This window comes from Pseudomonas sp. GZD-209 (assembly GCF_049310485.1).
Classification (GTDB): domain Bacteria; phylum Pseudomonadota; class Gammaproteobacteria; order Pseudomonadales; family Pseudomonadaceae; genus Aquipseudomonas; species Aquipseudomonas sichuanensis.
Genome location: NZ_JBMOWQ010000172.1, coordinates 1 through 7897 on the forward strand (window position 1 = coordinate 1; position 7897 = coordinate 7897).

Below are 7897 nucleotides of genomic sequence, written 5' to 3' on the forward strand. Positions count from 1 at the left end.
GGGGCAAGCCCGCTCCCACGCCTGAGTTGAGTTGGCGTGGGAGCGGGCTTGCCCCGCGATAGTGCAACAGCTGGTTTAACGCGGCATCAGCTCGATCAGGCAGAACCGCCCCTGCACATCCAGCGCCAGCAACCCTTCGTTGCCCTCCAGGCGCAAACAGTCATACCGGCCCAGCTGCTGGGGCTCGTGCCCGGTCAGCCCGACTTCAACGTGATTGCTCGCGGCAAACAGCAACACCGTCGAGGCCGAGCTGAACAGCCGGCTGGTGCCATCGAACCACTGCAACCGTGCGTGATAACGCTGCGGTGCATAGATCAGGTTGAAATCCCGGATCGCCCCACCCAGCAGCTCGCAGCTGACCTGGCTCTCGCCGCTGAAGGCGAAGGCATCGAATGGCAGCAGAGGCCGGCTGGCCTGGCCATCGACCAGCAAGCGCATGCCATCGCCCTGCAGCACGGTGATGATGCGCTGGTAACCGGCGAAGGTGGAAAAACCGCCGGACGCTTCGATGTCGGCGATCGACAGGCGCCAGCCGAAGCCGTCCAGGCCGTCGCCGGCATCGCGGGTGATCTCTTCGGTGAAACCGCCACCGTTCTTCCAGGGCATGCGCGGGTAATCCTGCGCACGCAACAACTGCAACGCACTCATTTACTGAATCGTCCTTCCAGGCGATGACGGGAACCGGGGTGGATCAGGCGCGCCGCGGTGACCGGCTGACGACCCGACCAGGTGCGGCGGCGGATCAACAGACAGGGCTCGCCACGCTCGATCTGCAGCAGCTGGCACTCATCGGGCTCGGCAAGTATGGCCTCGACCACGTGCTCGCCTTCGGTGAGCGGTGCCACCTGCGACAGATAGGCGTAGGGCGTCTGCCGGGTGAAGTCCTGCTTGAGGTAATCGGGGGCGATGGCGGCGTTGACGTAGCGGTCCTCGATCTGCACCGGCACGCCGTTCTCGTAGTGCACGATCAGCGAGTGGAATACCCGCTGGCCTTCACGCATGTCCAGGGCCAGGGCACGCTCGGAGCCGGCGGCCTCTTCGGCCAGGGTGACCACCTGGCAGCTGTGCTGGTGGCCGCGGCCGGCGATCTCGTCGGCGATGTTGTTGACTTCGAACAACGCCGAGCGGCTCTTCGGCTCGGCGACGAAGGTGCCGACGCCCTGCATGCGCACCAGCAGCCCTTCGGCAGTGAGCTCACGCAGGGCACGGTTGATGGTCATGCGGCTGAAACCCAGCTCGCTGACCAGCTCGCTCTCCGACGGCACCCGGTGATGCGGCGGCCAGCTGCCGTTTTCGATCTGCTGGGCGATCATCTGCTTGACCCGGGCATACAGCGGCGCCGGCCCTTCGCCCATCTGGGCAACCAGCGCGGAGACAGGAGGTGTCGGCACGGCGTTGAATCCTTGTACGGTTGGAGTGAACGGTAGCTTGCCGGAGTTTACCCGGCAGGCAAACGGCTGTATATGTATATACAAGTTAAACAATAACAGGATTTCACCGATGTCCGCCTATTTCGCCGAACGCGCCCTGCTACCCACGGGCTGGGCCCGCAATGTCCGCCTGGAGGTCGCCGCCGATGGCCGGCTGACGGCGGTCGAGGCCAATGCCAGCGCCGAGGGCGCCGAGCGCCTGGCCGGCCCGCTGCTGCCAGGCATGCCCAACCTGCACTCGCACGCGTTCCAGCGGGCCATGGCGGGGCTGGCGGAAGTGGCCGGCAACCCCAACGACAGCTTCTGGACCTGGCGCGACCTGATGTACCGCCTGGTGGGGCGCATCACCCCAGAGCAGTTGCAGGTCATCGCCCGTCAGCTGTACATCGAGATGCTCAAGGCCGGCTACACCTCGGTGGCCGAATTCCACTATGTGCACCATGACCACAACGGCCAGCGCTACGCCGACCCGGCCGAGCTGTCCCGGCGCATAAGCGCTGCGGCCGCCGCCAGCGGCATCGGCCTGACCCTGCTGCCGGTGCTGTACAGCCACTCGGGCTTCGGCGGGCAAGCGCCCAACGACGGGCAACGGCGCTTCATCAACTCCACCGAGCAGTACCTGGCGCTGCAGCAACAGCTCGCCCCCGTGCTGGCCGCGCAACCGGCGCAACAGCTGGGGCTGTGCTTCCACTCCCTGCGCGCGGTGACGCCCGGGCAGATCGCCGAGGTGCTCGGCGCCAGCGACAACCAGTGCCCGATCCACATCCATATTGCCGAGCAACAGAAGGAAGTCGACGACTGCCTGGCCTGGAGCGGCCTGCGCCCGTTGCAATGGCTGTATGAGCACACCGAGGTCGATTCACGCTGGTGCCTGGTGCATGCCACCCACGCCGAGCCCGACGAAGTCACCGCCATGGCCCGCAGCGGCGCGATCGCCGGCCTGTGCCTGACCACCGAGGCGAACTTGGGCGATGGTATTTTCCCGGCGGTGGACTACCTGGCCCAGGGCGGGCGCATGGGGATCGGCTCTGACAGCCACGTGTCGCTGAGCGTGGTCGAAGAGCTGCGCTGGCTGGAATACGGCCAGCGCCTGCGCGACCAGCGCCGCAACCGCCTGTACCGCAACGATCAGCCGATGGTCGGGCGCACCTTGTACGACGCCGCGCTGGTGGGCGGCGCCCAGGCGCTGGGCCAGCCGATCGGCGAACTGACCGTGGGCAAGCGCGCGGACTGGCTGGTGCTGGACGGGCAGGACCCGTACCTGGCCGTGGCGGACGGCGACGCCATCCTCAACCGCTGGCTGTTTGCCGGCGGCGATCGGCAGGTGCGCGATGTGATGGTCAACGGGCAGTGGGTGGTGCGCCAGGGGCGCCATGGGCAGGAAGCAGAGAGTGCACTGGCGTTTGTCGAGGTGCTGCGCCAGTTGCTGGGCTGAGCTGCAAAACCATCGCGGGGCAAGCCCGCTCCCACGAACTAGGCTGTCCCCAAGCAATTGGGGCGCCCATGGCGTGGGAGCGGGCTTGCCCCGCGATTTGCCTGATCAATGCCGGGCAACGATTTCCTTGTCCGCCGTGCGCCAGATCAGCCGGCGGGTGTCATACCCCTGCTGGCGCGCCTTGGCCAGCAGGTTCTCGCGCTCCCACGCCGGCAACGACGGCGTGCGCGACAAAATCCACAGGTACTTGCGGTCCGGGCTGCCGACGATCGCGGTGCGGTAACGCTCGTCGACGAACAGAATCCAGTAGTCACCCTTGGCCACACCCGGCACCAGGCGAGTGAACCAGTTGTCGAACTCCACCCACAGCTTGTCGGTATGCCCGGGCTGTTGCGTGGTGGCATGGCCTTCGGCGCGCAGCCACTCGTCACCCAGGGTGCGGCAGCGGTTGAGCACGCCCACGGTGCCGTCGGGCTTGAGGTTGTAATGGGCCTCGGACTGGGCGCAGCCGTCCTGGTACTTCATCGGCAGGCGCGCCAGTTCGAACCATTTACCCTGATAACGCTTGAGATCCACCGCACCTGCGGTCTTCGGTGCCAGCGGGTCGGTGGCGGACGTGGCGCAGCCACCCAGCAGCATCACCAGGCACACACTCAACAGCAGGTGCAGACGCCTCATTTGAGGCCCTGCCCGGAGTACATCAATACTTTGTCCGCCGCGTACTGCACGCTGATGAAGCTCTTCTCGTCACCCCAGGTGCAGCTGCTCATGCCCAGCGCGCCGGAGCACTCGGTGGGCGTGCCGAGCATTTGCTCGACCTCGGCCTTGTTCATGCCGGCCTTGAGTTTGGAATAGTTTTCCTGGTTGATCTTGCTGCAGGCAGTCAGGACGACGCACAAGGACAACAGGGCGAGGGAACGCAACGACATGAAAGTGACACTCCTGGAGGTGGATACACAGGTTCTGAGAGGCCTGCTGGGAGCTTAGAAGGGAAAAAGGGCCCGCGGTTCCCTGCCATCCGAGGTTTTCCTGCCGCGCCGCCAGTCGGTATCTGCGCAAACGATTAATGTTTTTTCCAGCACTGACGACACAGCTTCCGACGGTGTGGCTTTTCGCCGCACCTGCCCTCCTCCGTGCCCGTGCGCAGACTTTTTAAAAATGACCAAGAACCTCAAGTTCAGCCACAAGATCCTGCTGGCTGCCGCCCTGGTGGTGGCCGTTGCCTTCACCTGTTTCGTGCTGTTCAACGACTACCGACAACGCCAGTCCCTGCGCAGTGACACGGAGGCCACTCTGCAGGACCTGGGCAATCTCACCGCCGGTAACATCCGCAATTGGCTCGACAGCCGTATCCAGTTGCTCAACACCCTGGCCCAGCAGGTCGCCGTGGACGGCCCGGGCAAAGCCAGCCTGGACCGCAGCCTGGCGCTGCCGGTGTACGCCAGCAACTTCATGCTCAGCTACTTCGGCGGCCAGGACGGCAGCATGCAGTCGGTGCCGGTAGGCAGCCGCGCCGCCGACTACGACCCGCGCGTGCGCGGCTGGTACAAGGCGGCCACTGCCGCCGGCCAGACCATCGTCACCGAGCCGTATATCTCCGCCTCGGCCGGCAAGCTGGTGATCACCCTGGCCACCCCGGTGCAGCAGGCCGGCCGCCTGATCGGCGTGAGTGGCGTCGACACCGACCTGCAGACCATCAGCAACCTGATCAACACCCTCGACTTCGACGGCCGTGGCCACGCCTTCATCGTCAACGGCGAGGGCAAGATCCTCATCCATCCCAAGGGCGAACTGGCACTCAAGGCCCTCAGCGACGTCTACCCGGACAACACTCCGCGCATCGGCAGTGGCCTGAAGGAAGTCGAGGTCGATGGCCGCAAGCAGTTCATCAGTTTCACCCACGTCGACGGCGTGCCGTCGGCGGACTGGTACGTGGCGCTGGTACTCGACCAGGACGCAGCCTTCGCCATGCTCGGCGAACTGCGTACTTCGGCGGTGGTGGCGACCTTGATCGCGGTAATCGTGATCATCGCCCTGCTCGGCCTGCTGATCCGCGTGCTGATGGAGCCGCTGCACGTGATGGGCCGCGCCATGCATGACATCGCCGAAGGCGAGGGCGACCTGACCCGGCGCCTGAAGATTCACGCCCAGGACGAATTCGGCAGCCTGGCGCAGTCGTTCAACCGCTTCGTCGAGCGTATCCACGAATCGATCCGCGAAGTGGCCTCGGCCACTGGCCAGGTCAATAGCGTGGCGGGCCAGGTGGTCAGCGCCTCCAACGCCTCGATCCACAATGCCGACCAGCAGTCCAGCCGCACCAGCAGCGTGGCCGCGGCGATCAACCAGCTCGGCGCCGCCGCCCAGGAGATCGCCCAGAACGCCGCCCTGGCCTCGCAGCACTCCAGCGCCGCGCGTGGCCTGGCCGAGGAAGGCCAGCAGGTGGTCGGCGAGACCATCGAGGTGATGAACCAGCTGTCGGCGCGCATCAGCGATGCCAGCGGCAACATCGAGACGCTGAACAACCACACGGTGAACATCGGCCAGATCCTCGATGTGATCAGTGGCATTTCGCAGCAGACCAACCTGCTGGCGCTCAACGCCGCCATCGAAGCCGCCCGCGCGGGCGAGGCCGGCCGTGGCTTTGCCGTGGTGGCCGATGAGGTACGCAACCTGGCCCATCGCACCCAGGATTCGGCGCAGCAGGTGCAGCGCCTGATCGAGGAGTTGCAGGCCGGCGCGCAGATGGCCGTGAGCACCATGAACCAGAGCCAGCAGCACAGCGACCGCAGCGTCGGCATCGCCAACCAGGCCGGCGAACGCCTGGGCAGCGTGACCCAGCGCATCGGCGAGATCGACGGCATGAACCAGTCGGTGGCCACCGCCACCGAAGAGCAGACGGCCGTCGTCGAGTCGATCAATGTCGACATCACCGAGATCAATACGCTGAATCAGGAAGGTGTGCACAACCTGCAGAGCACCTTGCGTGCCTGCACCGACCTGGAGCACCAGGTGGAGCGGTTGAAGCATCTGGTGGGGAGTTTCAGGATCTGATTCGATAACGTGGGAGCGGGGGGGGGGGGGGGGGGGGGGGGGGGGGGGGGGGGGGGGGGAGAGGGGGGGGGGGGGGGGGGGGGGGGGGGGGGGGGGGAGAGGGGGATTGCGATGTCAGACCCACCATCGCAATCGCGGGGCAAGCCCGCTCCCACAGCTACCGCTAGAAGCTAGAAGCGGGAACCAGGCTCCAGCAAGAAATCCATCTCCTCGCTAGTACTCGGCCGCTCCAGCAACAGGTTGCGGTGCGGGAAGCGCCCGAACCGGGCAATCACCCGCTGGTGCTGCTCGGCATAGTCGAGGAAGCCTTCGAACAACCGGCGATTCGCCTCCGGCTGTTCACCCAGCAAGATCTGATAGCGCTCGACGCACAGGTTCTGCCAGTCCAGCACCTCGGCATGCTCCAGCACCAGCAGCACGAACACCCGCTGGATCGGCAGCAGCTGGTAGTCCCAACCCTTCTGCAAACCCTGCATGGCCACCACCTGCGCCCGCCGGTCGCCCTCGAAGGCGCGCGGCGTGTCGCGGTGGATCATGCGCGGCAGCTGGTCCAGCAGGATCAGCAAGCCGAGCCAGCCCTGCGGGCTCTGCTGCCACTCGTCGAGGCCGCCCGCCAGGGCGTGCTCCATCAGGTCGCCGAACAGCGCCTGGGCTTCGGCATCGTGATGCTTGCCGAACCACAGCGTGCTCTTCTCGTCAGCCACGGCCTGGGGGCTGCTGCCCCAACCGAACCACCACTCCAGCAACGGCTGCCAAGGTGCGAGCATGGTTTACTCCTTGTGGTACGCGGTGACGCGCTCGACCTCTTCTTTCGAGCCGAGGATCACCGACACGCGCTGGTGCAGGCCCTCTGGCTTGATGTCGAGGATGCGCTGGTAACCGTCGGTGGACGCACCGCCGGCCTGTTCGATGATGAACGACATCGGGTTGGCTTCGTACATCAGGCGCAGCTTGCCCGGCTTGCTTGGGTCGCGGGCGTCGCGTGGGTACATGAACAGGCCGCCACGGGTCAGGATGCGGTGCACGTCGGCCACCATCGAGGCGATCCAGCGCATGTTGTAGTTCTTCTTCAGCGGGCCGGTCTCACCGGCCAGCAGCTCGCCCACGTAGCGCTGAATCGGGGCTTCCCAGTGGCGCTGGTTGGACATGTTGATGGCGAATTCGGCGGTGCTTTCCGGCACGCGGATGTTCTCGTGGGTGAGCACGAAGCTGCCCAGCTCGCGGTCCAGGGTGAAGCCCTTGACGCCATTGCCCAGGGTGAGGATCAGCATGGTCTGCGGGCCATAGATGGCATAACCGGCGGCGACCTGCTCGGTGCCTGGCTGCAGGAAGGCGTTCTCGTTGAGGCTTTCGTTCTGGCTCAGGTATTGGTTAGGGCAACGCAGCACCGAGAAGATGGTGCCGACCGAGACGTTGACGTCGATGTTCGACGAACCGTCCAGCGGGTCGAATACCAGCAGGTAGGCGCCTTTGGGGTACTTGCCCGGGATCTGGTAGGCGTTGTCCATCTCTTCGGAGGCCATGCCGGCCAGGTGGCCGCCCCACTCGTTGGCTTCGAGCAGGATGTCGTTGGAGATGACGTCGAGCTTCTTCTGCACTTCGCCCTGTACGTTTTCGGTGCCCATGCTGCCCAGGACGCCACCCAGCGCGCCTTTGGAGACGTGATGGCTGATTTCCTTGCACGCACGCGCCACCACTTCGATCAGGAAGCGCAGATCGGCAGGGGTGTTGTTGCTGCGGGTCTGCTCAATCAGATAGCGACTCAGGGTAACGCGGGACATGTATGGCTCCGAAAAGGAAAGGGGGAGAAAAACCCCCGCAGTTTACAGGGAGTGTTGCGGGCTAGCGAGCAAAGAGACTCGCTGGGCGACGTTGAGTTCAGCTCGCCGAGGGCCAGCTGTCGGCCAGAGAAGCATCGCGGGGGGGGGAGAACGGAGAACACACTCCAAAGTTGATCGATGCATCTCCCATTGAGGCGAGG

General features: G+C 65.3%; 8 protein-coding genes and 1 pseudogene. 3 read left to right on the forward strand and 6 right to left on the reverse strand.

Features of this window, described 5'->3' with window-relative positions; translation table 11 throughout:
• Positions 1-75 precede the first annotated feature (75 nt).
• Together ACO6VM_RS19215 and hutC are read right to left on the reverse strand one after the other, a co-directional pair.
• Positions 76-648, reverse strand: coding sequence for a HutD family protein (locus ACO6VM_RS19215; protein WP_401055561.1), 573 nt, complete (start codon positions 646-648; stop codon positions 76-78).
• Positions 645-1355 (reverse strand): histidine utilization repressor, encoded by a 711-nt coding sequence (gene hutC / locus ACO6VM_RS19220; protein WP_189654580.1) that lies wholly within the window; start codon positions 1353-1355, stop codon positions 645-647. The genes ACO6VM_RS19215 and hutC overlap by 4 nt, the downstream gene beginning before the upstream one ends.
• 145 nt (positions 1356-1500) lie before the next feature.
• Between hutC and ACO6VM_RS19225 the strand changes: the two genes are divergently transcribed.
• On the forward strand, positions 1501-2865 hold the full coding sequence (locus ACO6VM_RS19225) for a formimidoylglutamate deiminase (RefSeq protein ID WP_422403659.1): 1365 nt from the start codon (positions 1501-1503) through the stop codon (positions 2863-2865).
• Positions 2866-2970: 105 nt separating this feature from the next.
• On the opposite strand, the gene ACO6VM_RS19230 is transcribed toward ACO6VM_RS19225, so the two are convergent.
• Both ACO6VM_RS19230 and bamE read right to left on the reverse strand, forming a co-directional pair.
• Positions 2971-3543, reverse strand: coding sequence for a lipocalin family protein (locus ACO6VM_RS19230; RefSeq protein ID WP_347151873.1), 573 nt, complete (start codon positions 3541-3543; stop codon positions 2971-2973).
• Positions 3540-3794 (reverse strand): outer membrane protein assembly factor BamE domain-containing protein, encoded by a 255-nt coding sequence (bamE, locus tag ACO6VM_RS19235; RefSeq protein WP_125465865.1) that lies wholly within the window; start codon positions 3792-3794, stop codon positions 3540-3542. Before bamE ends, ACO6VM_RS19230 begins: the two co-directional genes overlap by 4 nt.
• Before the next feature lie 229 nt (positions 3795-4023).
• Between bamE and ACO6VM_RS19240 the strand changes: the two are divergent.
• Together ACO6VM_RS19240 and ACO6VM_RS19245 are read left to right on the forward strand one after the other, a co-directional pair.
• Positions 4024-5061 (forward strand): annotated as a pseudogene (locus ACO6VM_RS19240) (HAMP domain-containing protein); the annotation flags it as partial.
• A 129-nt stretch (positions 5062-5190) separates the two neighbouring features.
• Positions 5191-5916, forward strand: a complete 726-nt coding sequence (locus ACO6VM_RS19245; protein ID WP_371923757.1) for a methyl-accepting chemotaxis protein — start codon at positions 5191-5193, stop codon at positions 5914-5916.
• A 170-nt stretch (positions 5917-6086) separates the two neighbouring features.
• Here the strand turns inward: ACO6VM_RS19245 and ACO6VM_RS19250 are convergent, their stop codons facing one another.
• Both ACO6VM_RS19250 and ACO6VM_RS19255 read right to left on the reverse strand, forming a co-directional pair.
• The gene (locus ACO6VM_RS19250) at positions 6087-6683 is read right to left on the reverse strand and encodes a DUF924 family protein (RefSeq protein WP_401055565.1); all 597 of its coding nucleotides are present in this window, start codon (positions 6681-6683) and stop codon (positions 6087-6089) included.
• Between the two features lie 3 nt (positions 6684-6686).
• On the reverse strand, positions 6687-7697 hold the full coding sequence (locus ACO6VM_RS19255) for a class 1 fructose-bisphosphatase (protein WP_125465868.1): 1011 nt from the start codon (positions 7695-7697) through the stop codon (positions 6687-6689).
• Positions 7698-7897: the final 200 nt, after the last annotated feature.

Excerpts from the sequence above, each read along its gene's own strand:
- ACO6VM_RS19215 (WP_401055561.1), bottom strand. The coding sequence starts at position 648 with ATGAGTGCGTTGCAGTTGTTGCGTGCGCAGGATTACCCGCGCATGCCC.
- hutC (WP_189654580.1), bottom strand. The coding sequence starts at position 1,355 with ATGGGCGAAGGGCCGGCGCCGCTGTATGCCCGGGTCAAGCAGATGATC.
- ACO6VM_RS19225 (WP_422403659.1), top strand. The coding sequence starts at position 1,501 with ATGTCCGCCTATTTCGCCGAACGCGCCCTGCTACCCACGGGCTGGGCC.
- ACO6VM_RS19230 (WP_347151873.1), bottom strand. The coding sequence starts at position 3,543 with ATGAGGCGTCTGCACCTGCTGTTGAGTGTGTGCCTGGTGATGCTGCTG.
- bamE (WP_125465865.1), bottom strand. The coding sequence starts at position 3,794 with ATGTCGTTGCGTTCCCTCGCCCTGTTGTCCTTGTGCGTCGTCCTGACT.
- ACO6VM_RS19250 (WP_401055565.1), bottom strand. The coding sequence starts at position 6,683 with ATGCTCGCACCTTGGCAGCCGTTGCTGGAGTGGTGGTTCGGTTGGGGC.
- ACO6VM_RS19255 (WP_125465868.1), bottom strand. The coding sequence starts at position 7,697 with ATGTCCCGCGTTACCCTGAGTCGCTATCTGATTGAGCAGACCCGCAGC.